This is a genomic window from Rhodococcus sp. NCIMB 12038, assembly GCF_002165735.1.
Taxonomy (GTDB): domain Bacteria; phylum Actinomycetota; class Actinomycetes; order Mycobacteriales; family Mycobacteriaceae; genus Rhodococcus_F.
Window position 1 is genome coordinate 1 of record NZ_NHML01000052.1, and the last position, 23,926, is coordinate 23,926.

General features: G+C 69.0%; 29 protein-coding genes, 1 tRNA gene and 1 other RNA gene. 15 read left to right on the forward strand and 16 right to left on the reverse strand.

Translation table 11 applies throughout. The annotated features are described in order from the left end of the window. Positions 1–1,725: pyruvate dehydrogenase (acetyl-transferring), homodimeric type (gene aceE, locus CA951_RS40090; RefSeq protein WP_087562149.1), on the reverse strand; the 1,725-nt coding region annotated here is incomplete at its 3' end. Positions 1,726–1,949: 224 nt separating this feature from the next. On the opposite strand from aceE, the gene CA951_RS40095 reads away from it, so the two are divergent. From CA951_RS40095 to CA951_RS40110, 4 genes are all read left to right on the forward strand, one after another. Beyond that, positions 1,950–2,486, forward strand: coding sequence for a hypothetical protein (locus CA951_RS40095; protein WP_087562150.1), 537 nt, complete (start codon positions 1,950–1,952; stop codon positions 2,484–2,486). A 168-nt stretch (positions 2,487–2,654) separates the two neighbouring features. Beyond that, entirely contained in the window at positions 2,655–3,080 is a 426-nt protein-coding gene (locus CA951_RS40100; protein WP_005247829.1) for a DUF3052 domain-containing protein, read from the forward strand. A 42-nt stretch (positions 3,081–3,122) separates the two neighbouring features. Beyond that, complete coding sequence (locus CA951_RS40105) at positions 3,123–3,587, forward strand: peroxiredoxin (RefSeq protein WP_087562151.1); 465 nt, start codon at positions 3,123–3,125, stop codon at positions 3,585–3,587. Positions 3,588–3,619: 32 nt separating this feature from the next. Then, positions 3,620–3,691: transfer RNA gene (locus tag CA951_RS40110), tRNA-Val, on the forward strand. Between the two features lie 62 nt (positions 3,692–3,753). On the opposite strand, the gene CA951_RS44710 is transcribed toward CA951_RS40110, so the two are convergent. Further along, on the reverse strand, positions 3,754–3,915 hold the full coding sequence (locus CA951_RS44710) for a hypothetical protein (RefSeq protein WP_256974281.1): 162 nt from the start codon (positions 3,913–3,915) through the stop codon (positions 3,754–3,756). A 91-nt stretch (positions 3,916–4,006) separates the two neighbouring features. Further along, a complete protein-coding gene (locus CA951_RS40120; RefSeq protein WP_087562182.1) occupies positions 4,007–4,522 on the reverse strand; it encodes a GbsR/MarR family transcriptional regulator in 516 nt (171 codons plus the stop codon). Between the two features lie 135 nt (positions 4,523–4,657). Here CA951_RS40120 and CA951_RS40125 point away from each other — a divergent pair, with 135 nt between their 5' ends. Continuing rightward, positions 4,658–4,852 (forward strand): hypothetical protein, encoded by a 195-nt coding sequence (locus CA951_RS40125; RefSeq protein WP_087562153.1) that lies wholly within the window; start codon positions 4,658–4,660, stop codon positions 4,850–4,852. Positions 4,853–4,872: 20 nt separating this feature from the next. On the opposite strand, the gene CA951_RS40130 is transcribed toward CA951_RS40125, so the two are convergent. Next, positions 4,873–5,064, reverse strand: coding sequence for a hypothetical protein (locus tag CA951_RS40130; protein ID WP_087562154.1), 192 nt, complete (start codon positions 5,062–5,064; stop codon positions 4,873–4,875). A 265-nt stretch (positions 5,065–5,329) separates the two neighbouring features. After that, a complete protein-coding gene (locus tag CA951_RS40135) occupies positions 5,330–5,692 on the reverse strand; it encodes a DUF5655 domain-containing protein (protein WP_087562155.1) in 363 nt (120 codons plus the stop codon). A gap of 49 nt (positions 5,693–5,741) precedes the next feature. Between CA951_RS40135 and CA951_RS40140 the strand changes: the two genes are divergently transcribed. Continuing rightward, complete coding sequence (locus CA951_RS40140) at positions 5,742–6,725, forward strand: cobalamin biosynthesis protein (protein ID WP_087562156.1); 984 nt, start codon at positions 5,742–5,744, stop codon at positions 6,723–6,725. Here the strand turns inward: CA951_RS40140 and CA951_RS40145 are convergent. From CA951_RS40145 to CA951_RS40155, 3 genes are read right to left on the reverse strand one after another with little or no spacing between them, the layout of a single operon-like run. Then, positions 6,666–7,547: an SURF1 family protein gene (locus CA951_RS40145; RefSeq protein WP_179220499.1), complete on the reverse strand. Its 882-nt coding sequence runs from the start codon at positions 7,545–7,547 to the stop codon at positions 6,666–6,668. The two genes, CA951_RS40140 and CA951_RS40145, sit on opposite strands and share 60 nt — an antisense overlap. A gap of 43 nt (positions 7,548–7,590) precedes the next feature. Continuing rightward, the gene (locus tag CA951_RS40150; RefSeq protein WP_087562158.1) at positions 7,591–8,064 is read right to left on the reverse strand and encodes a low molecular weight protein-tyrosine-phosphatase; all 474 of its coding nucleotides are present in this window, start codon (positions 8,062–8,064) and stop codon (positions 7,591–7,593) included. Beyond that, positions 8,051–8,752 carry an HAD hydrolase-like protein gene (locus CA951_RS40155; RefSeq protein ID WP_087562159.1) on the reverse strand — a complete coding sequence of 234 codons (702 nt, stop codon included), beginning with the start codon at positions 8,750–8,752 and terminating at the stop codon, positions 8,051–8,053. Before CA951_RS40155 ends, CA951_RS40150 begins: the two co-directional genes overlap by 14 nt. Between CA951_RS40155 and cobC the strand changes: the two genes are divergently transcribed. The 4 genes from cobC to CA951_RS40175 all read left to right on the forward strand — a co-directional run bounded on the left by cobC (position 8,746) and on the right by CA951_RS40175 (position 12,889). Next, positions 8,746–9,816 carry an Rv2231c family pyridoxal phosphate-dependent protein CobC gene (gene cobC, locus CA951_RS40160; RefSeq protein ID WP_087562160.1) on the forward strand — a complete coding sequence of 357 codons (1,071 nt, stop codon included), beginning with the start codon at positions 8,746–8,748 and terminating at the stop codon, positions 9,814–9,816. The genes CA951_RS40155 and cobC overlap by 7 nt on opposite strands. Next, the gene (locus tag CA951_RS40165) at positions 9,813–10,952 is read left to right on the forward strand and encodes a Nif3-like dinuclear metal center hexameric protein (protein WP_087562161.1); all 1,140 of its coding nucleotides are present in this window, start codon (positions 9,813–9,815) and stop codon (positions 10,950–10,952) included. Before cobC ends, CA951_RS40165 begins: the two co-directional genes overlap by 4 nt. A 99-nt stretch (positions 10,953–11,051) precedes the next feature. Further along, the gene (locus CA951_RS40170) at positions 11,052–11,789 is read left to right on the forward strand and encodes a zinc ribbon domain-containing protein (protein ID WP_087562162.1); all 738 of its coding nucleotides are present in this window, start codon (positions 11,052–11,054) and stop codon (positions 11,787–11,789) included. Next, entirely contained in the window at positions 11,786–12,889 is a 1,104-nt protein-coding gene (locus tag CA951_RS40175) for a bifunctional RNase H/acid phosphatase (protein WP_087562163.1), read from the forward strand. Before CA951_RS40170 ends, CA951_RS40175 begins: the two co-directional genes overlap by 4 nt. A 7-nt stretch (positions 12,890–12,896) precedes the next feature. Here CA951_RS40175 and CA951_RS40180 read toward each other — a convergent pair whose 3' ends face one another. Both CA951_RS40180 and CA951_RS40185 read right to left on the reverse strand, forming a co-directional pair. Further along, on the reverse strand, positions 12,897–14,147 hold the full coding sequence (locus CA951_RS40180; protein WP_087562164.1) for an SLC13 family permease: 1,251 nt from the start codon (positions 14,145–14,147) through the stop codon (positions 12,897–12,899). 7 nt (positions 14,148–14,154) lie between these two features. Continuing rightward, positions 14,155–14,682 (reverse strand): DUF1697 domain-containing protein, encoded by a 528-nt coding sequence (locus CA951_RS40185; RefSeq protein WP_179220500.1) that lies wholly within the window; start codon positions 14,680–14,682, stop codon positions 14,155–14,157. A gap of 60 nt (positions 14,683–14,742) precedes the next feature. Here CA951_RS40185 and rnpB point away from each other — a divergent pair. Together rnpB and CA951_RS40195 are read left to right on the forward strand one after the other, a co-directional pair. Continuing rightward, an RNA gene (rnpB, locus tag CA951_RS40190) (RNase P RNA component class A) lies at positions 14,743–15,179 on the forward strand. A gap of 226 nt (positions 15,180–15,405) precedes the next feature. Beyond that, positions 15,406–16,209: an alpha/beta fold hydrolase gene (locus tag CA951_RS40195; RefSeq protein WP_087562165.1), complete on the forward strand. Its 804-nt coding sequence runs from the start codon at positions 15,406–15,408 to the stop codon at positions 16,207–16,209. Between the two features lie 33 nt (positions 16,210–16,242). On the opposite strand, the gene CA951_RS40200 is transcribed toward CA951_RS40195, so the two are convergent. The 3 genes from CA951_RS40200 to CA951_RS40210 are packed head-to-tail and all read right to left on the reverse strand — an operon-like array spanning position 16,243 to position 17,751. Beyond that, complete coding sequence (locus tag CA951_RS40200; RefSeq protein WP_087562166.1) at positions 16,243–16,866, reverse strand: LysE family translocator; 624 nt, start codon at positions 16,864–16,866, stop codon at positions 16,243–16,245. A 22-nt stretch (positions 16,867–16,888) separates the two neighbouring features. Continuing rightward, entirely contained in the window at positions 16,889–17,308 is a 420-nt protein-coding gene (locus CA951_RS40205) for a MaoC/PaaZ C-terminal domain-containing protein (protein ID WP_087562167.1), read from the reverse strand. Continuing rightward, positions 17,305–17,751 carry a MaoC family dehydratase N-terminal domain-containing protein gene (locus CA951_RS40210; protein WP_087562168.1) on the reverse strand — a complete coding sequence of 149 codons (447 nt, stop codon included), beginning with the start codon at positions 17,749–17,751 and terminating at the stop codon, positions 17,305–17,307. Before CA951_RS40210 ends, CA951_RS40205 begins: the two co-directional genes overlap by 4 nt. A 411-nt stretch (positions 17,752–18,162) precedes the next feature. Between CA951_RS40210 and CA951_RS40220 the strand changes: the two genes are divergently transcribed. Then, complete coding sequence (locus tag CA951_RS40220) at positions 18,163–18,348, forward strand: hypothetical protein (protein WP_087562169.1); 186 nt, start codon at positions 18,163–18,165, stop codon at positions 18,346–18,348. Positions 18,349–18,378: 30 nt separating this feature from the next. After that, complete coding sequence (locus tag CA951_RS40225; RefSeq protein ID WP_087562184.1) at positions 18,379–19,779, forward strand: RNB domain-containing ribonuclease; 1,401 nt, start codon at positions 18,379–18,381, stop codon at positions 19,777–19,779. A gap of 4 nt (positions 19,780–19,783) precedes the next feature. Here CA951_RS40225 and pip read toward each other — a convergent pair whose 3' ends face one another. The 3 genes from pip to panB are packed head-to-tail and all read right to left on the reverse strand — an operon-like array spanning position 19,784 to position 22,125. Beyond that, positions 19,784–20,749: a prolyl aminopeptidase gene (pip, locus tag CA951_RS40230; RefSeq protein WP_087562170.1), complete on the reverse strand. Its 966-nt coding sequence runs from the start codon at positions 20,747–20,749 to the stop codon at positions 19,784–19,786. Between the two features lie 7 nt (positions 20,750–20,756). Next, positions 20,757–21,215, reverse strand: coding sequence for a hypothetical protein (locus tag CA951_RS40235; protein WP_087562171.1), 459 nt, complete (start codon positions 21,213–21,215; stop codon positions 20,757–20,759). Positions 21,216–21,255: 40 nt separating this feature from the next. Continuing rightward, positions 21,256–22,125: a 3-methyl-2-oxobutanoate hydroxymethyltransferase gene (gene panB / locus CA951_RS40240; RefSeq protein ID WP_087562172.1), complete on the reverse strand. Its 870-nt coding sequence runs from the start codon at positions 22,123–22,125 to the stop codon at positions 21,256–21,258. Positions 22,126–22,308: 183 nt separating this feature from the next. On the opposite strand from panB, the gene CA951_RS40245 reads away from it, so the two are divergent. Continuing rightward, positions 22,309–23,877, forward strand: a complete 1,569-nt coding sequence (locus tag CA951_RS40245; protein ID WP_087562173.1) for an alpha/beta hydrolase — start codon at positions 22,309–22,311, stop codon at positions 23,875–23,877. Positions 23,878–23,926: the final 49 nt, after the last annotated feature.

Sequence of the window (23,926 nt, forward strand, 5' to 3'; positions counted from 1 at the left end):
GGTGCGGGCCTCGTCCGGGATGATCGGCACGATCCGCTTCCCGATCTCCTTGTCCCGCAACAGCTCCTTCATGATCCGCACCAACGCCATGGTGGTCGCGACCTGCTGCTTGCCGGAGCCCTTGCGGACCACGTCGTAGGTCGAGTCCGCCGGCTGCGGTAACGGCGCCGGCGAGGTCCGCCGCTGCGGCAGGAACCCACCCAAGGCTTTGCGGCGGTCCAGCATGTACTGGATCTCCGGGGCATCGGGGCCGGGGTGGTAGTACGGCGGCATCTTCGGGTCCTTCTCCAACTCGGCGTCGGAGATCGGGATCCGCTGCAGATCCCGGAAATTCTTCAGATCGTCGAGGGTCAGCTTCTTCATCTGGTGGGTGGCGTTGCGGCCCTCGAAGTGCTTGCCCAGGGTGTAGCCCTTGATGGTGTGCGCCAGGATCACCGTCGGCTGACCCTTGTGCGCCATCGCCGCCGCGTAGGCGGCGTAGATCTTGCGGTAGTCGTGGCCGCCGCGTTTGAGGTTCCAGATGTCCTGATCGGACAGGTTCGCCACCAGTTCCTTGGTCCGCGGGTCCCGGCCGAAGAAGTGCTCGCGCACATACCCGCCGTCGTTGGCCTTGTAGGTTTGGTAGTCGCCGTCCGGGGTGACGTTCATCAGGTTCACCAGGGCACCGTCCCGGTCGGCGTGCAGCAGGGCGTCCCACTCGCGGCCCCAGACCACCTTGATCACGTTCCAGCCGGCGCCGCGGAAGAACGACTCCAACTCCTGGATGATCTTGCCGTTGCCGCGGACCGGGCCGTCGAGGCGCTGCAGGTTGCAGTTCACCACGAACGTCAAATTGTCCAAACCTTCGGTGGCCGCGACGTGCGCGAGACCCCGCGATTCGGGTTCGTCCATCTCGCCGTCACCCAAAAACGCCCACACGTGCTGGTCGGCGGTGTCCTTGAGGCCGCGGTCGTGCAGGTAATGGTTGAACCGGGCCTGGTAGATCGCGTTCATCGGGCCCAGACCCATCGACACGGTCGGGAACTCCCAGAAATCCGGCAGCAGCCGCGGGTGCGGGTACGACGGCAGGCCGCCGCCCTGGTCGGCGTGCGAGTGTTCCTGCCGGAACCCGTCCATCCGCTCCGCCGGGATCCGCCCCTCCAAAAACGCGCGGGCGTAGATGCCGGGAGAGGCGTGGCCCTGGATGAAGATCTGATCGCCACCACCGGGGTGGTCCTTGCCGCGGAAGAAGTGGTTGAACCCCACCTCGTACAGGGCCGCCGACGACGCGTACGTCGAGATGTGGCCACCGACACCCACCCCGGGGCGCTGCGCGCGGGTCACCATCACCGCCGCGTTCCACCGGATGAACGCCCGGTACCGGCGCTCGACCTCCTCATCACCGGGGAACCACGGCTCGTTCTCCGTCGGGATGGTGTTCACATAATCGGTCGACGTCAACGCCGGCAGAGCGACGTGCTTCTCCCCGGCCCGCTCGAGCATCCGCAACATCAGATACCGGGCACGAGTCGGACCGGACCGGTCCAACAAACCATCGAACGATTCCAACCACTCCGTGGTCTCATCCGGATCGATATCCGGCAGATACGACGCAACACCCTCACGGATGACGCGAACGCGTCCCTCGGAGCCCGGGGTTGCACTGGGGTTGGAAGGTTGGGCCGCTCCGGCGCCGGGTGTGGCGGAATCCGGTTGAGACGCGGGTCCCTGGATCAGGTCTGACAACGTTGCTCCTCATTGTGGTGGGACGCGCGGTGTGGCGTCCTCTCCATGCGATCGCGGCCTTGTTAGGCCCGATCCATCTCCTTTATGAATATGGCGCGACCCTCATCTTTCCCCATTGCGGCGCGGTCGGCACACCGTGCTCGGGTTACTCTTCGGTAGCGTTTGCGCAGATCCGGGGCCGAATGTTGAATTTGTCGATGTCGTCGAAAACATGGGGGAGACGAATGCGCACGTCGTCGCGCCGTTGGGGGCTGCTGAGTGCTGCCGCCGCGGCGATCGTCGGCGTCGGTGTCATCGCCGGATGTGGCGCCGCGATCGAGGGGACCGCGCAGCAGAACGATTCCCAGGCGGCCGAGTACGCCGCCGAAGCGACGTCCTCGTCGGTGGCCGCGTCGTCCTCGCAGAAGGCCGCGGCCGAGCGGGAGGCGCTCGTGGAGCAGTGCACGATGTTCGTGACCCGTGCCGGCGAGACCATCGACACCTACAACACGTTCATCGACGCCGCCAACGCCGAAGCCGCGGACACCGGCGCGAAGGCGAGCGCCGCGGCGGCGGCACTCCGGTCGGCCGCGGACGGCGCGAACGCCGCCACACCCGCACTTCCCCCCGACCTGACCGGACTCCTCACCGATTACGCCAACAACTATCGCGAACTCGCGGCCGCCGTCGACGGCGGGCAACGCGGAGACATTCTGAACACTCTCGCGAGCCGAGGAGACGAGCTCAGCGACTCGATTCGGGCAGCCTGCCCCACATCGTGACTCCCGCACCGTAGGCTCGGGCGATGACCACGCATCACTACATTCTCAGAAAAATTCGCGTGGTCGGCTTGCGCGAAAGCGTTCGAGCATGTTCGCTTTCACCTAATTGATCTTCATCCGGCAGGTGTTCGGGTACCCGAGCACCGTCAACAAAAGGAGGACCCCACCGTGGTCGCCGCGGCGGACGCCCAAAACTACGCTCAGAAACTCGGGATCACTGCCGACATGGCGGTACAGGAACTGGGCTGGGACGAGGACACCGACGACGACCTGCGTGCCGCGGTCGAGGACACCATCGGTGGAGAACTGCTCGACGAGGATTCCGACGAGGTCATCGACGTCGTGCTGCTGTGGTGGCGCGACGAAGACGGAGACCTCGTCGACGCCCTCATGGATGCCATCGGCCCCCTGGCCGACGAGGGATTCGTGTGGGTCCTCACCCCCAAGACCGGTCAGCCCGGTCACGTGGAGCCCAGCGAGATCGCCGAGTCCGCACCCACAGCCGGTCTCACCCAGACGTCGGCGGCAAATCTCGGAGACTGGTCGGGAAGCCGTCTGGTTCAGCCGAAGTCGCGTCCCGCGAACAAGCGCTGAACAGTCTCACCTTTCCCGTTCACTCACCGAAGGAATCACGTCATGCCGCTCGAGGTGGGCACCACCGCCCCCGATTTCACCCTCAAGGACCAGAACAACCAGGAGGTGACGCTTTCCGATTACCGCGGAAAGAAGAACGTCCTGCTCGTGTTCTACCCGCTCGCGTTCACCGGAACGTGCCAGGGTGAACTCTGCAAGGTTCGCGACGAACTGCCGAAGTTCGAGAACGACGAGACGGCGATCCTCGCCCTCTCCGTCGGTGCGTCGCCGACCCACAAGATCTGGTCCGCCGAGCAGGGATACACCTTCCCGCTGCTCGCCGACTTCTGGCCGCACGGCGCGGTCGCGGAGCAATACGGCGTCTTCAACGACAAGCTGGGCTTCGCGAACCGCGGCACCTTCGTCATCGACAAGGAAGGCATCATCCGGTTCGCCGAGATGAACGGACCCGGAGAAGCCCGTGACCAGGGAGCTTGGGAGAAAGCCCTCGCCACGCTAGAGTCCTGATGCGCATCCGGCGAGGTTCTCGCCGGATGTTCGGGCGTGTAGCTCAGTGGTAGAGCTCTGGTTTTACACACCAGCGGTCGGGGGTTCGAAACCCTCCGCGCCCACCGTCAGGCAAGGCCCCGATCCGCATTTTGATGCAGGTCGGGGCTTTCTCGCTTCGCCGGTGTCACTCGTCGGTGAGTTCCGCGAGCTGTTCGGCGGCGGTGCTGTTTCCGCTGTCGGCGAGGCGCCGGAGTTCGTCCATGTCGCCCAGTTCGGTGGCGACCTCGATGAGCTGGTCGGCCGCGTCGGAGCTGCCGGCCTCGGCGAGGCGCCGCAGCTCGGCCATGTCACCCCGCTCGCCGGCGAGTTCGATCAGGATGTCGACCGCCGTCGGGTCACCGTTCGCGGCTCGCTTGCGCAGGGCGGACAGATCGGATTCAGTCAGGATGCGCTTCCCCTTCTCGATCGAGTGTGCCGGTTCGCCGAGCCCGGAGCTCAGCGCGGCGCGTGTGCCATTCGTCCCGTAGCTGCGGCAGTCGGTCGCTGAGGAACTCGGCCAGCGCGACCATCTCCTCGAGCGGAGCGCGGCGTTCGGGTGGGGCGTCGGCCAGCAATGTCAGCCCTTCCCGGAACAGTGCCGCGTGCTCGCGGTGGAGGGCGGAATCGAAGTTCTGCGGTTGCTGACTCGCCGGGTCCAGGCTCACCCGGTCCACCCGTTCACCGGCCGTGCGGGTGCGCCGCGCCATCCGATAGCCCTCGAGCAGCTTGACCGCGCCGGTGATGGCGCTCCGGCTCGCCAGCAAAGCCTCGCCCAGCTCGTCGATCGTCTGCTGTGGCGGATCACACACGAACAGGTACCCCAGCAGACGCCCCGCCATCGGAGGGAAGCCGTACTGGCGGGCGTAGAAGCGGCCGACGTGGTCGGCGAAGATCAGCTGTGTGTCGGACGGCACAGCACCGAACATAGCAGTCCTGACTGAAATAACACAGATTTGTGTCATTTCAGTTCGGCTACGGTGCTCCGACTGGTTTCGTGGAGTTAACCTGTTCATCGCCCGGAGCTTCGCCGGCAGTGGCATATTCCTGATATGTCCAGGTTCAAGGTAACGCTGCGCAACGGCACGTCGAGCGACAGAACCTTCGAATCAGACTTCCAGGCCGTCAACGAGACACATCGGCCCACCGAACCCGGGGCGGGCATCGTCCAGATCGATCGTTACGAGGACGGCGGGGGAGTGGCCGGCGTCTGGGCTGCGCCGGCCACGAGCCGCCCCACCCGCTAGCCGCCCCACCCGCTAGCCGGTCAGGTGCCGTCTCGCGAGGCCGTCGATCCGCGGCGATCGAGTTCGGCCTCGAATTCAGCGATCCGGCTGGTGACGGTGCGCACCGTTCCACAGCCGTAATCGTTCGCGATCGACTCGCCGAGCAGCGCTCGGTGCTCGCCGAGAAGCGCGAGCAGTTCCTCGTCGCCGAGCTTCGTCACGTCGCTGGACACCCTTCGATCGTCCCAGGCGAAGTCGGCGATTCCAATGTCTCGCAGAAATTCCCACCGGACGCGCAGAACCCCGCCGGGCCACGTGGGTGTGTTGAGTCAGCACCGAAGATGTGAGCAGGGCGGGGCCGTGCGCCGCCCCTGAATGGGGGGAACGAGGCGGCAAATACCATGGTAGGCGCACGAAAGGGCGCTTGGCGAGATCCTCAGGAGAGTTTCAGGAATCAGACATTCCGACCGGAACGTTTCCGTCCGGCCCGCACGGCCTCTACCGGTTGCGCGTGCCCGAACCCACCGTGTCGTAGGCCTCCGCGAGGAGCGAGGTCAGGGTGTCGTCGAGCTGATCGTCGGAGGTGATCGTCAATCGGTGCGTGATCACCGTCTTGGTGGTGGGAAACGCCTCCCGCAACTGCGGGTGGTGGACGCGCCGGCGCAGGTCGAGCGCGATCTCGAGTCGCGACGAGTAGATGAAGGCGGCAGCGAAGACGCGGGCACGGGCCCACGCGATCTCGGTCCGGTGGACACGCTCGTCCACCTCGCCGCACGCCAGAACGAGGTCACGGAACTGCAGTAGGCGCTCGGTGGCGTCCGGGTCCTTGCCTGCCAGGTACTCGTCGATCGCGGCACTCATGGGACGCTCCTTTACATCGCCTGCAACGTTAGTTGATACAAATAGCGGCGTGCATCGAACCTCCCGTCCCGCCTCCGCGCGCGCCGCAGGCCTGCTTCTCGGCTTCGCCGCAGACCGGGCGTTCGCCGATCCTGCCCGATGGCATCCCGTGGCCGGATTCGGCCGCACGGCAATGGCATTGGAGAAGGTGACGTACCGCGACCGCCGGTCGGCCGGAATCGTGCACGTCGCCGTCCTCGTCGGTGGAGCGGCGGGTCTCGGTGTCGCCGCGGCCCGGGTGGCGCGGCGCGGGGGATGGATCGGCGAGACGGCCGCGACCGCCGTCGCGGCGTGGGCGGTGCTCGGCGGAACGTCCCTGGGGCGGACCGGTTCGAGCATGGCGGCGCACCTCGAGGCGGACGACCTCGCCTCCGCCCGCGCCCTGCTGCCGTCGCTGTGCGGTCGCGACCCCAGCGTGCTCGGCGTCGACGGGCTCACCCGGGCGACGCTGGAGTCGGTGGCCGAGAACACGTCCGATTCCGCGGTCGGGGCGTTCCTGTGGGGCGCGGTGGCCGGCATCCCCGGACTGTTCGTTTATCGGGCGTCCAACACCCTGGACGCGATGGTCGGCTACCGCTCGCCGAAGTACCGCAACTTCGGCTGGGCGGCGGCCCGGTGGGACGACCTCCTCAACCTGCTGCCCGCCCGCCTGACGGGCGCGCTGTCGGTCGCCGCCGCGCCGACGGTCGGTGGGTCGCCGAAGGAGGCGTGGGAGGCGTGGCGGCGCGACGCGTCCCAGCACCCGAGCCCGAACGCCGGTGTCGCGGAGGCCAGCGCGGCGGGCGCTCTCGGGATCTCACTGGGCGGGCGCACCGAATACGCGCACGGCGTCGAGATGCGACCCGTGCTCGGATCCGGGCCGCCACCTCGGCCCGTCGACCTCGACCGTGCGGTGCGGCTGTCGACCGCAGTGCAGGGTGGTGCGGCGCTGGTGTCAGCGGCCCTTGCCGTAGCGGTCGGCCAGTTTCGCTTCCGCCGCCGTCCTCGGCGCTGATTCCACCGGCTTACTCCGGGCGAACGGCTTCTGCCGAGCCACGGGCGCGGGGGCGGGGGCGGCGTCGTCGGAGGCCTTCGCGGACTTTTCCTTGCGGCGTTCACGCCACTCCGCGCGGATGAAGTAGGCCAGGCCGAGCGGGGCCATGATGCCGAACGCCAGCCACTGCAGGCCGTACGACAGGTACGGGCCCGCGTCGAGTTGCGGGAGCGGAATGGTGCCGAGGCCACCCGGCTGATCGGGTTCGAGTTGCACGTACGCGTCGACGAGGTCGGTGCCGATGAAACCGCCGATCTGGCCCGCGTCGATGTAGTACACCTGCCGCAGCCCGTTTTCGTCGATCGGTTCCTTGCCTGCGATGGTGCCCTCGGATTTGCGGACGCGACCGTCGAGCGTGACCGGCCCGGCCGGCGGCGGATCCACCGGCGGCGCCTCGGTGCCCTGGATCGGGCGCACGTAGCCGCGGTTGACCAGGATGGTGCGACCGTCGGTCAGCTGCAGCGGGGTCAGGACCTCGTACGCGGGCTGCGAGTCGATGGACCGCAACCGGACCAGCAGATCACTGTTCTGCACGTACGACCCGGTCGCGGTGACGCGGCGCCACTCGTCGTCCGGGTTCGCCCCGGCGCCGGACAGCAGGGTCTCCAGCGGGACGGGCTCGGCGTCGACCGAGTCGGCGATCAGCTGGTTCCGGTGCTCCGTGGACGTGTTCTTGCCGAGCTGCCACGGCGCGAGCACGTAGAAACACATGAAGGCGAATCCGGCGACCACCAAGGCCAACACCAACCAGCCAGGTCGCAACAGAAATCTCAGCCTTCGCACGCCTCCACGGTAGCCGCTCGCAGGTCGGGACCCTGATCGTGGGTTACCGGCTGCGCACCCAGTCGAGCAGCCCCGGCACCGCGGCCTCGATCTGGAGGCGGACCCGCTCGAAGTCCTCGAGGTCCCCGTAGAACGGGTCGGGCACGGACGACGTGTCCGCGTCCGGGTCGAAACTGCGCAGCAACCGGCGGCGCTCGTCGGGCACGCCCATGTGGGCAAGCTCACGGTCGTGGTTGGCTGCGAGAGCGACCACCAGATCGGCGCCGAGGTGGAACGGCCCGACCTCCGCGGCCGTGTGGCCGGTCGGGTAGCCGTTCAGCTTCAGGGTCTCGTTGGTGCGGATGTCGGCCTCGCGGCCGACGTGCCAGCCGTGGGTCCCGGCGCTGCTCACCATCACCCGATGGTCGAGGGCTTCCCGCCGGAGGTGCTCGGCGAAGATCTTCTCGGCCATGGGGGAGCGGCAGATGTTGCCGGTGCACACGAACGTCACGTGCAGCGGAGACTCAGGCCGCGTCATCGAGCAGCTTCCCGAGGTCGGCGACGGTCTGCGCCGTCGTGTGCGCGCGCTCGGCCTCGGCGGGGAATCCGTAACCCCACTCGACGAACACCGCGGGGATGCCCCAGTGCGCGGCGCCGAGGACGTCGTGGTCGCGGTCGCCGATCATCAGGACGTCGGCGGTGGCGCCCTCGGTGGCGGTGACTCCGAGGTTGTGCAGCGAATGGGCGATCACGTCGGACTTGGCGCGGCGACTGCCGTCGTCGCTGGCTCCGCCGATGAACTCGAAGTAGTGCGCGAGTTCGAAGTGTTCGAGGATGCGGATCGCGAACCGCTCGGACTTCGACGTGGCGACTGCGAGTCTCCGGCCGCTGTCGCGCGCGGCGACGAGCACCTTCTCGATGCCGTCGAAGACGGCGTTCTCCGCCCACCCCACGCGGTCGTAGCGTTCGAAGTAGGCGGCGATCGCCTGCTGCACGAGGTCTTCGTCCAACCCCATCGACCGGAACGTGTCGATCATCGGCGGGCCGATGACGGCGTCGATCATCTCGTCGGTCGGCTCGGGCTGACCGATCGTCGCGAGCGCGTGGCGGAAGCCGGCGTGGATGCCGGGTGCGGAGTCGGTGAGGGTGCCGTCGAGGTCGAACAGCACGATCGGTGCCGACAGGGCAGTAGGGACGGCGGACGCGGAGGTGGAGAGAGATGTCACCGGACCATTGTCCCTTAGGCTCGACGATCGTGGACATTCGTGCCGGGAGCCGGGAGAGCCTGCGTCACCACGGAGACGTGGATGCGGGGCCCGGACTCCTCGATTTCGCAGTCAACGTGCAGGGCGACGGGCCACCGGACTGGCTGCGCCTCCGCCTCGCCGACGCGCTGGCGCACCTGGGCACGTACCCCACGGTCGCGGCCGATCTCGCGGCCCGGACCGCGGTGGCGTCCCGGCACGGCCGGGACCCCGAGGAGGTACTGCTGCTCGCGGGGGGAGCCGAGGGGTTCTCGCTGCTCCCGCGGCTCGGGATCCGGGAGGCGGCGCTGATCCACCCGTCGTTCACCGAACCGGAGTGGGCCCTGCGGGAGGCGCAGGTGCAGGTGACGCAGGTGCTGCTCGACGACCCGTACGTCCTCGACTCGGCGACGGTCCCGGAATCGGCCGATCTGGTCGTGATCGGTAATCCGACCAACCCGACGTCGGTACTGCACCCCGCCGAGGCGATCCTGTCGTTGCGCCGTCCGGGCCGGATCGTCGTCGTCGACGAGGCGTTCATGGACGCGGTCCCCGACGAGCGCGAGTCGCTGGCCGGTCGCTCACTGCCCGACGTGCTGGTGCTCCGCAGTCTCACCAAGACGTGGGCGCTGGCGGGGCTGCGCTGCGGGTACGCCCTCGGGGCCCCTGAGATCCTGGAACGACTGCAGGTGGGGCGGGCGCACTGGCCGGTGGGCAGCCTGCAGGTGGAGGCGATCGCGGCGTGCAGCGAACCGCATGCCGTCGCGGCCGCCCGCGACCACGCGGTCGTGCTGGGTGAGTGGCGTGAGGACCTGATCCGGCGGCTGACCGGAATCGGCGTCGCCGTGCACCGGCCCGCGGTCGCGCCGTTCCTGCTGCTCCGCCTGCCGGACGGCGAACTGATGCGCAAGCACCTGCGCCAACGGGGCATCGCCGTGCGGCGCTGCGACACGTTCCCGGGACTCGGACCCGACTACCTCCGCGTCGCGGTGCGCCCCGCGGAGCAGACCGATGCGCTCGTCGACGCGATGAAGGAGATCCTGTGAACCCGGTGCGTCTCGCCGACGTGATCGCGACCCTGGACGCGGCCTACCCGCCCGCCCTCGCCGAATCGTGGGACTCCGTCGGCCTCGTGTGCGGCGACCCCGACGACACGGTGGCGACGGTGTCGGTCGCGGTCGATCCGACGGCCGCGGTGGTCGACGAGGCGATCGCCGCCGGCGCCGACCTGCTCCTCGTCCACCACCCGCTGCTGCTCCGCGGAGTCGACACCGTCGGCGCCCACACCCCGAAGGGTGCGCTCGTCCACAAGCTGATCAAGGCCGGCTGCGCCCTGTTCACCGCGCACACCAACGCCGATTCCGCGGACCCCGGCGTCTCCGACGCACTGGCGGCGGCGCTCGGGCTGACCGTCACCGGGCCGATCGAGCCGCACCCCACCGAGAACCTCGACAAATGGGTGGTCCTCGTCCCGTCCGGTGACGCCGACACGGTCCGTCGCGCGCTGTTCGACGCCGGCGCCGGACACATCGGCAACTACCGCGACTGCAGCTGGTCCGTCACCGGGCACGGCCAGTTCCTCCCGACCGACGGAGCGAATCCGGCGCTCGGTGCTGTCGGCGCGCTCGAACGGGTCGAGGAGAGCCGGGTGGAGGTGATCGCGCCGCGAGGCCTCCGGCCGAAGGTGCTCGCCGCCATGCGCGCCGCCCACCCGTACGAGGAGGTCGCGTTCGACGTGTTCGAGACGGCGACGTTCCCAGGTCCCCGCGGACTCGGACGCGTCGGCGAGCTACCCGGACCGCTGTCGCTGCGCGAGTTCACCGACCGGGTGGCGGACGCGCTGCCGGCCACCACGTGGGGAGTGCGGGCCGCGGGCGACCCCGAAGCCACGATCCGCACCGTCGCCGTGTGCGGTGGCTCGGGCGACTCGTTCCTCGACGACGTCGCACGCCTCGGCGTGGACGCGTACGTGACCGCGGATCTGCGGCACCACCCGGCCGACGAGCACCTGCGTGCCGGAGGTCCGGCCCTGATCGACGTCGCGCACTGGGCGAGCGAGCAACCGTGGTGCGAACAGGCGAAGGGCGTGCTCGACACCGCGTTCGCACACACACCGCAGTGGCGGGTGCGGGTGTCCGCGGTGCGCACCGATCCGTGGTCGGTCAGCGCGTCGTCGCCGTAGCGCCGTCCGGCCGAAACCCGTGAAGCGCCGGGGTACGGTTGACACCCAGCAATCTGCCGCAGAAGAACCCTTCACAGAAGACAGCAGGAGTTACCACGCGTGAACGTCGAACCACAGGTGCAGTCCAAGCTTCTCGACCTCGCCGGCGTCGATGCGGAGCTGTCGAGGATCGCCCACCGACGCATCGCGCTTCCGGAGCGTCAGGAAGTCGAGCGGCTCGAGGCGGAACGCGTCACCCGTAAGGACGCGGCCGTGGCCGTGGAGATCATCCTCGACGACCTCGACCGCGACATCCGCAAACTCGAAGGCGAGGTCGACGCCGTCCGTCAGCGTGAGGACCGCGACCGCAAACTGCTCGAGAGCGGAACGGTCGGATCGAAGCAGCTCACCGAACTCGAACACGAACTCGGCAGCCTCGTCCGCCGTCAGGGACTGCTCGAGGACGAACTGCTCGAGGTGATGGAACGGCGCGAGGCATCGCAGTCCGACCACGACCACGCCGGTGCGCAGCTGTCGCAGATCGAGGAAGACCTCATCGACGCGTCCCGCCGCCGCGACGATGCCGTCGCCGACCTGGACGCCGCGGAGCAGCGCTGCATCCGGGACAGGGCGGCACTCGCCGACCAGTTCCCGGCCGACCTGATCACCGTCTACGAGAAGCAGCGCAGTCAGAACGGCGTCGGCGCGGCACTGCTGCAGGCCCGCCGCTGCGGTGCGTGCCGCATCGAACTCGACCGCGGCGAGATCTCCCGCATCACCGCCACCGCACCGGACGTCGTCGTGCGCTGCTCCGAATGCGGCGCGATCCTGGTGCGCACCAAGGAGTCGGGTCTGTGAGTGTCGGTCGCGTCGTCGTCGAGGCCGACGGCGGGTCGCGCGGCAATCCCGGACCCGCGGGCTACGGCACCGTGGTGTTCGACGCTGCCGACGGCACCGTCCTCGCCGAGCGCAAGGAAAGCCTCGGTACCGTCACGAACAACGTCGCCGAGTACCGGGGGCTGATCGCCGGGCTCGAGGCAGCGGCCGAACTCGGCGCGTCCGGGGTGGACGTGCGGATGGACTCCAAGCTGGTCGTCGAGCAGATGTCCGGGCGCTGGAAGGTCAAACACCCGGACATGATTCCGCTGCAGCGCCGGGCGTCGGAACTCGCCCGGCAGTTCGATTCCGTGACGTACACCTGGATTCCGCGGGCCGAGAACGCGCACGCCGACCGCCTCGCCAATGAGGCCATGGACGGTGCCGCCGGCACCTTTGCCGAACCGGAACCGGCTGCCGCGGCGTCGGACAAGGCCACCCCGGCGGCGCCGGGCTGGATGGACACGACGGGCGCCCCGACCCGGATGCTGCTGCTCCGGCACGGGCAGACCGTGCTGTCAGTCGACCGGCGGTATTCGGGCCGCGGGAACCCGGCGCTCACCGAGATCGGGCAGGCCCAGGCGAACGGCGCGGCGTCCCGCTTCGCGGGCAACGACGGCATCGCGGCCGTGGTGTCGTCCCCGCTGGGGCGCGCGCAGCAGACCGCGGCGGCCGCGGCGAAGGTGCTCGGGCTCCCGGTCACCGTGCACGAGGGCCTCACCGAAACCGACTTCGGCGAGTGGGAGGGCCTCACGTTCAGGGAGGCCGCCGACCGCGACCCCGAACTGCACCGCGAGTGGTTGTCGGACACGTCGGTGCGACCGCCGGCGGGGGAGAGCTTCGACGAGGTCCGGGAGCGGATCGTGAAGGTCCGCGACGACCTCACCGCCTCCTACGGTGGCTCCACGATCCTCGTCGTCACGCACGTGACCCCCATCAAGACCCTGCTGCAGTTGGCGCTCGACGCGGGACCGTCGCTGCTGTTCCGGCTGCACCTGGATCTGGCGTCGCTGAGCATCGCCGAGTTCTACCCGGACGGCGGCTCGTCCGTCCGCCTGGTCAACGACACCTCCCACCTGTGAGTACTTCTTAACCGCCGGCGGTTAAGAAGTACTCACAGGCCCAGAGGGCAACGACCGCCGCGAACAGGGTCAGCGGTGTGGTCACCATCGCGAGAATCGTGAAGGTCCGCAGATCGGCGGGCGATCCGGCTCGCGCGGCGACCCGCCGCCACAGCATGATCGCCAGCGACCCCACGTAGGTGAGGTTGGGGCCGAGATTCACCCCGAGGAGCATCGCCAGGACGAGGGCGGTCGGGGGGTGGGGCCCGAGCGCTGCCAGCAGGAGCAGGGTGGCGGGGAGGTTGTTCACCAGATTCGCGGCGACCGCCGCGACGACGGCCATCGTGAGCAGCGCCGCGAACGACGTGTCGGTCGGTAGCCGTGCGCCGATCCAGTCCCCGATCGGACCGTTCGCGACGCCGGCGACGACGACGCCGAGGACCAGGACGAACGCGCAGAACCACACGTCGACCGCATACAGGATGCGGCCGAAGTCGGTGCGGCCGTCGCGCAGTGCGACGACGCCGAGCACGATCGCCCCCGCCGCCGCCACCCATGCCGGCGCGATCCCCACGAAGCCGGACACCGCGAAACCGACGAGTGTCGCGGCGATGATCGACAGTGCGACGGTCGGTGCGGGGGGATCGCGGGCCGGTTCCGGTTCGGTGTCGGGCCGATTCAGGTGGCGCCGGAAGAACATCCGGAACAGGATCAGTTCGACGACGATCGCCACCGCCCAGGGCAGCGCCATGACGGCGGTGAAATGCAGGAAAGTCAACCCGGTCGCGGAGAACGCGATGAGATTGGTGAGATTGGAGACGGGGAGAAGCGTCGACGCCGTGTTCGACAGGTGAGCACTGGCGTACGAATGCGGCCGCGGGTCCATCCGCAACGAGCGGGCCGTCGCGATCACCGCCGGCGTCAACAGCACCACCGTCGCGTCGAGACTCAGCACCGCGGTGGTGAGTGCCGCTGCCCCGAACACGAGCGTCAGCAACCTCTTCGGGTCTCCGCGTGCCCCACGCCGCAGCCGGGCCGCGATCCAGGTGAACACACCCATCGCGTCCGCGAGGTGCGCGAGGACGAGGATCGCCGCGAGGAACCCGACGGTCGGGGCCATCTCGGTCACTTCGTCCCGGGCCTGCGCCGGCGTCACCAGACCGGTGGCCAGGACGACGACGGCGGCCGGTGCGGCCGCGACGATCTCGGGCAGCCGGCGAGGCCGGACGACCGCGAAGACGAGGACCGCGGCGACCAGCGCCACTGCCAGAACTGTCACCGGCGGGTCACTTCAGGAGCTTGTGGAGGGTACGCAGGTTCCGCGTGGTGGTGAAGGCCTTGAGTTTGGGGGTGCCGGTGCTCTTGCCGAATTTGCTCTTCAGCGTCATGCCGCGTTCGACCTCCCAGTACAGGACGCCGTCTCCGGCCTGCACGCGTTCGACGTCCGGGTCGAGGTCGTCCCGGATCCGCAGCAGCGTATCCAGGACCTCGGGGTCGGGAGTCACCAGCACGTACGGATGCCAGCCTTCTCGCTCGGGGTCGAACGGGTAGTCGTCGACGATCTTCCGGATCGTGTCGAGGTCGAGGACGAAAACCCAGGCTTCGTAGTGGAAGTCGGCGCGCAGCGCGGATTCGATCTCACTCTTCAGTGCGGGGACGTCGTCGCGGTCGGAATCGAAGAGCACGTTGCCCGACGCGAGGACGGTCTTCACGTTCTCGAATCCCAGCTCGGCGAAGGTGCTGCGGAGGTCGGCCATCTTGATGTTGATGCCGCCCACGTTGATACCGCGCAGGAGGGCGGCGTATCGGGTCATGCTCAGACCATAGTGCGGCGGCATGACACGTTCGCGCGAACTGTAGGCTGATCGGGCGGACGAGTTGGCCGGGCGACCGCGGCACGGGGAACCAGCACATCAGTGCGCAGGCCCCGAGTCGAGGAAAGTCCGGACTCCACAGAGCAGGGCGGTTGTTAACGGCAACCCGAGGTGACTCGCGGGAAAGTGCCACAGAAAACAGACCGCCGACGCCACATCCTCCGGGGTGAGGTGTCGGTCAGGGTGAAACGGTGCGGTAAGAGCGCACCAGCACCCCGGGTGACCGGGGTGGCTAGGTAAACCCCGCCCGGAGCAAGGTTGAAGGCCGCATCGGTTCCTCCGGGATCCGGTGCGGCTGCGCAGGTGTTCGAGGGCTGCTCGCCCGAGCCTGCGGGTGAACCGCTCGAGGTACCCGGCGACGGTGTGCCCAGATGGATGGTCGCCACCCGGCGCTTCGGCGCCGGGGACAGGATCCGGCTTACACGCCAACTCGTCCGCCTCAATTCTGCGCCTGCGGGGTCCGTCGCGTGCGGCTGGACGCCTGGTCACGGCCCTGACTGGCGAGTAACAAACAGACCGGTTAGTGTTTTTCCCGCATCGGCCCGACTGACCCGAATCGGGGTCGATGCCGGGGCCCGTCGTCCACGTCCGTGGGCGATGGGGCCCCTCGCCGACGATATCGAGAACGGTAGATGTTACTCACGATAGCGGTAACATCTGCCCATGGACTTGCCTCACGACATCGCCGGTTCCGGCCCCACCCTGGTACTCGTGCACGGGGTGGTGCACCGCAGGCAGGCCTGGAACGTCCTCCTCGACCAGCTGACACCCTATCGGCGGGTGGTCACCGTCGACCTTCCCGGACACGGCGAATCGGCGGCACTCGACGACGGCGCGGACACGATGGACCAACTGGTCGAGGAACTGAGCGGGTTCGTCCGCTCGGTGACCCCTGCCGGGGAACGGCCGCACATCGCCGGGAACTCGCTCGGCGGCTGGCTCTCGCTCGCCCTCGCCGCCCGCGGCGAGGTCGCCTCGGCGACGGCACTCTCACCGGCCGGCTTCTTCGTCAATCACGCCGATCAGGCCCGCACCATCTACACGTTCCGCGCGCTGCGCGGAGTCACCCGGGCGCTGGGCCCGAACACTCCGAAGGCGTTGCGATACAGAGCCGTCCGCTATCCCTCGCTCGCCGCCTTCTTTGCGCGGCCCAGCCGGGTGCGCTACGAGGACGCCGTGATCGACGCGCAGTCGCTGGCCACGAACGCCCTGGTCGACAAGGGGCTGACGGCCTCGTTCGACCTCCCGCCGGTCGTCGACGCGTCGGTACCGGTCACCGTGGCGTGGGGGCGGCGGGACCTGATTCTGCCGGTCTACCAGGCGCGACGGGTGCGCAGAGTGTTCCCGCAGGCGCGAATTCTGATCCTGCCCGGCATCGGGCACGTCCCGATGACCGACGACCCGAACCTGATCAGCACGATCCTGCTCGGCGGCAGCGCTGCGAGTTCCAGCGGCTCCCCGAGCTGACCGGCGCTAACGCGCCTCGGTGACAAATCGGCGCTAACGCGCCTCGGCGACGACCACGGCGCCGAAACCGAAGAGGACGGTTCCGGTGATCCGGTCGAGGACTTTCCGCACCGACGGCTTCTCCAGCGTGGTGCGCGCGCGGGTCAGCAAGATGCTGTACGCGCCGAGCCAGACGATCCCGAGCAGCCCGTGCACCAGCACGAGCAGGGCCAGGCTCGGGGCGGTCGGCCAGCCGGGCGGGACGAGCTGGGGGAGCAGGCCGGTGTAGAACACCGCGATCTTGGGGTTCAGGAGGTTGGTCAGGAACCCGGCCCGCCAACTCGACCCCGAGGACGGAACCGGCGCCGGCGCGGTCCGGGCGGCGCGGGGTCGCGTGCGGCTGCGCCAGAGGGTGGAGAGCCCCAGATACACCAGGTACATCCCGCCGACGATCTTCACGACGGTGTACGCCTCCGCGGACGCGGCGAGCACGGCACCGAGCCCGACGACGGTCAGCGCGCCCCACACCATCAACCCGGCGACGACGCCGAACGTGGCCCGCAGCGCGGCGCTGCGCCCGCCGGACAGTCCGGCGCGGGTCACCACCGCCATGTCCGGACCGGGAATCACGGTCAGAAGCCCGAGTACCGCGAACGCTGTCACCACCACACCGATCATCGGCCCAGTATGTCGGGTGTGGTCAGCGCAGTGAAATCCACACCTGGGACTTGCCGAGCACGGTGTGCCCGTCGAACGTCACCGTCAGGTCGATCCTCGCGGTGCCCGCGGATTCGTCGACCTCCGCGGCCTTCGCGACGACCTCGACCACCGCACCCTGATCCGGGTCCACGATCACCGGCTTGGTGAAGCGCGCGCGGTACCCGGTGACCAGCGCCGGATCGCCGAGCCAGTCGACGACGCACTGCGTCGCCAGTCCCAGCGTGAGCATCCCGTGGGCCAGCACGCCGGGCAGGCCCACCGCGTCGGCGACGTCGTCCCGGTAGTGAATGGAGTTGAAGTCACCGGACGCCCCGGCGTAGCGGACCAGGGATTCCCGGGTCACGCGATACCGGGCCTTGGCGACGGTGTCGCCGAGCAGGATTCGTCGCGGGGACGTCATTCCGCCCCCCTGACGAACAGCGTCGACGTCATCGTGCTCACGTGATCGCCTGTGGCGTCGAGAATCTCGATGTCGGCGACGAGCAGGGTGTGCGGACCGCGCGAGGTCACGTGCGTGACGGTGAGGACGGCGGAGAGTTCGTCGCCCGCGACGACCGGGCGGTGGGACGTGGCGTGCTCGGTGCTGTGCACCAGATTGACCGGTTCGATTCCCGACGTCGGATCGGCGACCAGTTGCGCGAGTGCCCGCTCCTGCACGATGACGGGAAACGTGGGCGGGGCAACGAGATCGGCGTGACCGGCGGCGCGGGCGCTGTCCACGTCGAACGACGTGGGGTTGGTGGCGAAGACGGCGCGGGCGAATTCCCTGATCTTCTCGCGGCCGACGAGGTAGGGCTCGGTCGGTGGGTAGACACGACCCTCGATCTCCGGATTCACTCCCATCACGTCAGCCTAGAGACGCGCGGTCCGCCGGGCAGGGCGAAGCGTCATGAATGTGTTGCGGGCGCGCCTGCCCTGATACCCCGAAACCCCCGCCTACGACGAAACCCCCGCCGGAGGTGTCCGGCGGGGGCTTCGGGGTATCGACTGATCGACAACCGTCAGACGGGATCGACCATCAGCAGTTGGGCCCAGTAGGAGGCGCCTTCGGCACCGAGGTAGGGAAGTAGCTGATCAAAAATGATCGTCGACATGCTCGCTCCATTCTCTGTTCGGGCACTGCGCACGGGAAGAACGAGCCATCGGCACCGCACTGACCGGCGCCGGAGACCGTATCACCGGACAGGACTCCGAGGGTAACAGTCTGAGCGTGATCCACAACCCCACACGTCCCACCGGTGCCACACTGAGGACATGACTGACGAAGATCACCTCTGGTACTACAACGTCGAGGACGGCACCGTCACCCAGGGAAAGGCGGCATCCTCGATGACGCGGATGGGCCCGTACCCCGACCGCGCGGCGGCGGAGAAGGCACTGCAGATCGCAGCGGAGCGGAACAAGGCGGCGGACCGGGCCGACGAGGAGTGGAACAACTAGCGTTACGGGAAGGGTGTGCGTGAGGTGCCGATGAGTCGTTTCGTTGCGCGCGGAATCGATTTCGGCACCGTGCGCACCGAGTTCCACCTGCCGGACGGGTATCCGCCCGCGGCGCTCGCGCAGGCGCGTACGGCGTCCGACCGGTTCGCGTCCGGACGGGAGGACCGCACCGATCTGGCGTTCGTCACCATCGATCCGCCGGATTCGATGGATCTCGATCAGGCGTTGCACCTCGAGCGGACGGCCGACGGATTCGTCCTGCACTACGCGATCGCGGACGTCGGCGCCGTTGTGGAGCCCGGTGGGGTGCTCGACGTGGAGACCCGCAAACGCGGGCAGACGTTCTACCTCCCCGACGGCAAGGTGCCGCTGCATCCCCAGGAACTCTCGGAGGGATCGGCGAGCCTCCTCCCGGGGGTGAACCGCCCGGCGGTGGTGTGGCGGATCGAACTCGACGAGTCGGCCGAGCCGCTGTCCTGCACCGTGTCCCGGGCGACGGTGCGGTCCGTGGCCCGACTCGATTACGCCGGTGTGCAGGCCGATGCGGAGGTGGGACGACTGCATCCGTCCATTGCGCCGCTGCCCGAGTTCGGCCGGCTCCGCACAGCGGCGGCGGTGGCGCGCGGCGCGATCGAACTCCGGCTCCCCGAGCAGGAAGTGGTGCCGGACGGCGACAGCTGGCGCGTCGACCTCGCGCCCCGCACCGAGGCCGACGACTGGAACGCCGAGGTCTCGCTGCTGACCGGAATGTGTGCGGCCGCCATGATGCTCGACGCGAAGATCGGGTTGCTCCGCACCCTGCCGCCTGCCGGGCCGGACGCGGTCGGGGCGCTGCGGCGGACGGCGGCGGCACTGGGGGTCGACTGGCCCGAGAGCGTCGGCGTCGGTGCACTCCTGGCGGGGCTGGACCCGAATTCGGCGTCGACGCTGGTGCTGATGACCGAGGCGCCGTCGCTGCTGCGGGGCGCCGACTACGCAGCGTTCGACGGAACCCTGCCGGAACTGACCTCCCATGCCGCCATCGGCGCGCCCTACGCCCACGTGACCGCGCCGCTGCGCCGGCTCTCGGACCGGTACTCCACGGAGGTGTGCCTGGCCGTGTCCGCCGGAACGCCGGTGCCGTCCTGGGCGCGGGACGCCCTGGGATCGATGCCCGAGATCATGGGTGGCTCGGATTCCCTCGCGAGCAAGATCGACCGGGCCTGCATCGACCTCACGGAGGCGACCGTACTCGCCGACCGGGTGGGAGAGACGTTCGACGCGACCGTGCTGCGGTCACGGAACGGCAAACGCACCGCGGACGTGTTCGTCCCGTCGGTGTCGGTGATGGCCAAATGCGTGGGCGACCCCGCCGAGGGCGAGCAGGTGAAGATCAGACTCGTCTCCGCCGACGTCGCGAAGCGGACCGTCGAATTCGGTTATCCCGCATAGCGAGTCAGGTGCGGAACCGGTCCGTCGCGGTGACCAGGTGGTGGACGATGCCCGGTTCCATCGCGGAGTGTCCCGCGTCGTCGACGATCTCGAGCCGGGAATCCGGCCACGCCCGGTGCAGGGCCCACGCGCTGGCCGCCGGGCACACCACGTCGTAGCGGCCCTGCACGATCACGCCCGGAATGCCGTCCAGCGCGGTCGCGTCCCGCAACAACTGACCCTCGTCCAGGAATCCGCGGTGGTGGAAGTAGTGGTTCTCGATGCGGGCGAAGGCCAGCGCGAACCGCGGCTGAGACGTCTCCACCACCCGTTCCGGTTTGGGGAGCAGCGAACTCGTCGCGCCCTCCCACGTGGACCACGCGACCGCGGCCCGCGTCGCGACGTCGGGGTCGTCGGAGTGCAGGAGCCGGTGATACGCCTCGACGAGGTCCCCGCCGCGCTCCTGCTCGGGTACCGGCGCCAGGAATTCTTCCCACAGTTCGGGGAACAGGTGTCCGGCACCGCCGTTGTAGTACCAGTCGATCTCGCTGCGGCGCAGTAGGAAGATGCCGCGCAGCACGAGTTCGGTGACCCGGCGGGGGTGCTTCTGGGCATAGGCGAGTGCCAGGGTGGAGCCCCACGACCCGCCGAAGACCTGCCACCGGTCGATGCCGAGGTGTTCACGCAGCATCTCGATGTCGCCGAGGAGACGGCCGGTGGTGTTGACCGCCAGATCGGCCCCGTCGGCGACGTGAGGTGTGGAACGCCCGCATCCGCGCTGGTCGAGCAGCACGATCCGGTATACCTGCGGGTCGAAGAACTGGCGCTGCGCGGGGTCGGTGCCGCCGCCGGGCCCGCCGTGGAGGAACAGCACCGGCTTCCCGTCGGGGTTGCCGCTCTGCTCCCAGTACATCTGCTGACCGTCGCCGACGTCGAGGTGCCCGAACTGGTACGGCTCGAGCGGCGGGTACAGCGTGCGCAACTGGCTCACGTCGGCCTCAGAACCCGATCAGGCCGGACGCCAGGTCGGGGATCTCCAGCGCGGTGATCGCCTGCTGCCGGATGTCGGGGCAGGCGGCTGTCGTGATGGCGTCGATCCGGGCCCGGTCCTGCAGGAAGTCGAGCCCGTTGAGGTTGTTCTTCGCGATCCACGTGCCGACCAGGCCGTTCAACCCGGTCTTCCCGATCGTCGGGGTGTAGGTGCGCCAACTCTGCAACTGACCCTCGAGGTCGGTGCACAGCTGGGCGGCCTGCGCCTCGGTGACCCCGCCCGGCACCAGGGCAGTGCCGGGAACCACGGTGGTCGCCGGTGGGGGCGCCGTGGTGCCGGGCGCGGGGGCGGGGCTTTGTCCGGCACACCCCGTGACCAGCGTCGCAGCCGCCACCGTCCCGGCCGCGGCGACGGCCAGGCGGTGACGACGTCCGGAGCCGTGCACGCGTCGCTGTCCCATGAACATCCCCCTCGAGTGTGCGCCGGCCCGGTGAGTCGAGGACGACCTAGAAGCTGTGCTCTTCCGCCGGAAACGTTCCGGTGCGCACTTCGGCCGCGTATGCGGCGGCCGCGTTGCGCAACTCGTCACCGACGTTACCGAAGCGCTTGACGAACTTCGCCGTCTTGCCGCTGGTGTAGCCGGCCATGTCCTGCCACACCAGGACCTGGGCGTCGCATTCGGCGCCCGCTCCGATGCCCACGGTGGGGATGGTGAGCTTGCGGGTGACCTGGCCCGCGATCTCGGCGGGCACCATCTCCATCACGACGGAGAACGCGCCGGCCTCCTGCACGGCGATCGCGTCGGCGACCAGTTGCTCGGAGGCGTCGCCGCGGCCCTGCACGCGGAAACCGCCGAGCGAGTTGACGCTCTGGGGGGTGAATCCGACGTGGGCCATGACGGGGATGCCCGCCGCGGTGATGGCGGCGATCTGCGGGGCGACGCGCTCGCCGCCCTCGAGCTTGACCGCGTGGGCCAGCCCTTCCTTCATGAACCGGGTCGCGGACGCGAGGGCCTGCTCCGGGGAGCTTTCGTAGCTGCCGAACGGCAGGTCCGCGACGACGAGGGCGTGCGGCGCTCCGCGGACGACGCCGCGAACGAGGGGGAGGAGTTCGTCGATCGTGACCGGGACGGTGGTCTCGTATCCGTAGACGACATTGGCGGCCGAGTCGCCGACGAGCAGGACCGGGATTCCGGCCTCTTCGAAGATGCGGGCGCTGGAGTAGTCGTATGCGGTGAGCATCGACCAGCGTTCACCCTCGGCCTTCATGGCCTGCAGGTGGTGGATCCGGGTCTTGCGCTTGGGAACGTCGTGCGATGGTGCTGATCCGTAGAGCCGATCTTCTGACGTGCTCGCGGACGACTTGCTATCGGACATCGTTGTCCCTTTCTGGCCTCGAGGCCCTTGACGGGTCCCCGGGTGCGGGTGATGACGCCTACAGTCTGCCACCGGCGGGCGGGGGAGCGAAGGGGTCGCGCGGGTGCAATGGGTCACACCTGCGGTCCGGTCTCTGACCTGCGGGAAGGCCCTTCGGCGCGGAACCCCTGGCACGATCGTCCTATGTCGAAGAGTGCTCGGGTACCGGCCGCGTTCGCGGGGTGCATCGCCGTCGTCCTTGTCGTCGCAGGCTGTGCGGGGGGCGTACAGGGCACCGGTGAGGCCGTCGCCGAACCGTCGGCAGCCGAGGCCGCACCGGCCGGACCGATCCCCGCCGGGCTCGAGGAGTACTACACGCAGCAGGTGCAGTGGGGTTCGTGCGAAGGGTTCAGCACGGACGGGTCCCCGCTCGGGGACACGCTCGACTGCGCCGAGGTGACGGTGCCGAACGACTACGCCAATCCCGGGGGCGCCACCGCGCAGATCGCCGTCTCCCGCTCGAAGGCGACCGGCGACAAGATCGGATCGCTGCTGGTGAATCCGGGCGGCCCCGGGGCGTCGGGTATCGGGCTGGCGTCCGTGGCCGACGGCACCGCCATCGCGGAGCGATTCGACGTCATCGGTTTCGATCCGCGCGGCATCGGCGCGTCCACCCCGAAGGTGACCTGCCTGACGCCGGCGGAAGTGGACGCGAGGCGCAAGGACGACGACGTCGACATGAGTCCCGCCGGAATCGCGCGCACCGAAGCCGAGAACCGCGACTACGCCGACAAGTGCGCGCAGCGGACCGGTGTCGACGTCCTCGCCCACGTCGGCACGAACGACGTGGTGCGCGACATGGACGTCATCCGGGCGGTGCTCGGCGACGAGAAGCTGAACTACCTCGGCTACTCGTACGGCACCCGGCTCGGCTCCACGTACGCGGAGATGTTCCCCGGCAACGTGCGTGCGATGGTCCTCGACGGTGCCCTCGACCCGGAGCAGGACCCGACGCAGGAAGTGATCTTGCAGGCCGCCGGATTCCAGTCCGCGTTCGACGCGTTCGCCGCGGAGTGCATGCAGCAGAAGGACTGCCCGCTCGGCACCGACCCCGCGCAGGCGAACGCGAGGTTCCGGGCGCTCGTCGACCCGCTGATCGGCAAGCCCGCCGCGACCACCGACCCGCGCGGACTCAGTTACACCGACGCGATCACCGGTGTCCAGCAGGCGCTGTATTCGCCGAACCTGTGGGGCCCGCTCCGTGGCGGGCTGGAGAGCCTGCAGACGGGGACGGGTGATTCGCTGCTGATGCTGGCGGACCTGTACGAGGGGCGCGCCGACGACGGCACGTATTCCAACCTCAATGACGCCTTCAATTCGATCCGCTGCATGGACGATCCGCCCGTCACCGATCGTGCAGTCGTCGGGGAAGCGGACGTGCGGTACCGCCAGGCGGCGCCGTTCCTCGACGACGGTCGCGGCACCGGCAACGCGCCGCTGGACGTGTGCGCGTTCTGGCCCGCGCCGAACACGGGCGCGCCGCACACCGTGTCCGCGCCGGGAATCCCGCCGGTCGTCGTCGTGTCGACGACCGAGGACCCGGCGACGCCGTACCAGGCGGGCGTGAATCTGGCGAAGCAGATGAACGGCTCGCTCGTCACGTATCGGGGCACCCAGCACACCGTCGTCCTCGACGGCGAGGCGTGCGTCGACGACGCGGTCACGGACTATCTCGTCGACCTCGCGGCGCCGCCCGCGGACCTGACGTGCTGAGCCGCGCCTGTGACGGGATCGCCCGAGGTGCCCGCACGCTGGCCCGATG